This window comes from Curvivirga aplysinae (assembly GCF_009711445.1).
In the GTDB taxonomy this organism is placed as follows: Bacteria; Pseudomonadota; Alphaproteobacteria; order UBA8366; family Aestuariispiraceae; genus Curvivirga; species Curvivirga aplysinae.
Genome location: NZ_SMMC01000018.1, coordinates 1 through 1,580, shown reverse-complemented (window position 1 = coordinate 1,580; position 1,580 = coordinate 1). Strand labels below are relative to the sequence as shown.

2 protein-coding genes and 1 tRNA gene are annotated in these 1,580 nt (G+C 39.0%); 2 read left to right on the top strand and 1 reads right to left on the bottom strand.

The window, feature by feature from the left end:
* Positions 1–62: 62 nt before the first annotated feature.
* Both E1160_RS00095 and E1160_RS00090 read left to right on the top strand, forming a co-directional pair.
* Entirely contained in the window at positions 63–518 is a 456-nt protein-coding gene (locus E1160_RS00095) for a hypothetical protein (protein ID WP_155152958.1), read from the top strand.
* A 130-nt stretch (positions 519–648) separates the two neighbouring features.
* A tRNA-Arg gene (locus E1160_RS00090) sits at positions 649–725 on the top strand.
* Between the two features lie 124 nt (positions 726–849).
* Here E1160_RS00090 and E1160_RS00085 read toward each other — a convergent pair.
* Complete coding sequence (locus tag E1160_RS00085; protein ID WP_218048602.1) at positions 850–1,047, bottom strand: hypothetical protein; 198 nt, start codon at positions 1,045–1,047, stop codon at positions 850–852.
* Between the last annotated feature and the right edge of the window lie 533 nt (positions 1,048–1,580).

Below are 1,580 nucleotides of genomic sequence, written 5' to 3'. Positions count from 1 at the left end.
AAAACCCTCTATTTCTTGAGTAGAAATTAAAAAAATAATCCAAATGAAAGAAGTTTATCGTCATGGATAAAAAGCGGATCATTACAGGCGTGTTATCAATCTACATTGCCTTTGTATTTATTCAGTCTCTTTTCTTTAAATTTACAGGCTCCCCTGAAACGGACCATATCTTTGGTATCTTGGATAAATGGGCCGCAGATAGCTTTGGTCTGGAAGGCCTGTTCCTACCACCCGGCATCTTTAACGCCTATGTTATCGGTGGCGCGGAATTGATTGCTTCTTTGATTTTGCTGGGCGCCTTGATCCGCAAATGTAACTTAGGCAGCGCCATTGGTGGCGCTATGGCAAGCGGCATTATGACAGGTGCAATTTTCTTCCATCTCTTCACCCCATTAGGCGTTGAAGTTCAAGGGGACGGCGGCACACTCTTTATCATGGCTTGCGGTGTCTGGATTTCCGGCATGGTGTTATTGATCTGGAATCGCAAATCAATCTTTTGTCTTTTAGGGAAAGCATAAAAGAAATCTTACATCCATATGGGAGAGTGAAAAAATCACTTTCCCAATGCCAAATTCCTCTATATAACCCGCAGCGACTCATCTATAGTCGCTATATTGTTTTGAAAAACAGATTTTCAAAACCCAAGACGCACCCATAGCTCAGCTGGATAGAGCGCTGCCCTCCGAAGGCAGAGGCCAGAGGTTCGAATCCTCTTGGGTGCGCCAATCTTTTCAATAACTTAACACTGATTAGATAATCACTCATCCTCAAAAGTGGTCCGTATTGAGATCAGCTACGTTCTGATGAATTGCTGTTATTTTCTTGGTGAGAAGATTTTGCCAAAAAGAGTTACTTCCACCCCATAGCGTTAAAATATGCCTCAATGACATCACCGAAACCAAAGTAGATAATCGACCAGATAACACCGGAAATTTCTAACCTATGTATCCCCTTTTTTAGACGCAGCAACTCTTCAAACTCTTCTTGAGTTGGATCACGCTTCTTATCAATCTTTTTAAATTCTCTTAATCGATAAAGACTAGTCATCACCATAGGAAAGAAGCAAAGAGCGGGAATCATGAGAAATATAAGATTAAACATAGTTATCTGATCCATAATCACAATAGAACAACTCACGTAGTAGTTAGTCGCATGATAATCAAAGGACAGAGAAGAACACCATTCAGCTTAACCATGCCTTCACTTTATCGTCCGATAAAACATGGAAAACATGAAAAAGAAAAAATGCAACCATGATAAAAACCATTCGCCGATCTATAATTTTCTTTTGCTTTAACTCATCAACACTCAATGTTCTTTTTTTCTGGGTTTTCTCTATACTCTCATGCTTCAAATATGTAATTGAAAGCCCTATGGCGAAGCCTAAAAAAGGTAAATCCAAAGTTAAAATTCTGTATATTGTCCACCAATCCATAATCTAATTTAACTCAATTAAATCGTTCTAACGCCGCGACGCCCACCCCATGTGGTGAAATAATAGTTTACAGCCTTATTCAAGTAAACAGATTCTAGTTTAAACTACAAAAACTTATCAAAAACTTTTGCCTCTCATAAACTAT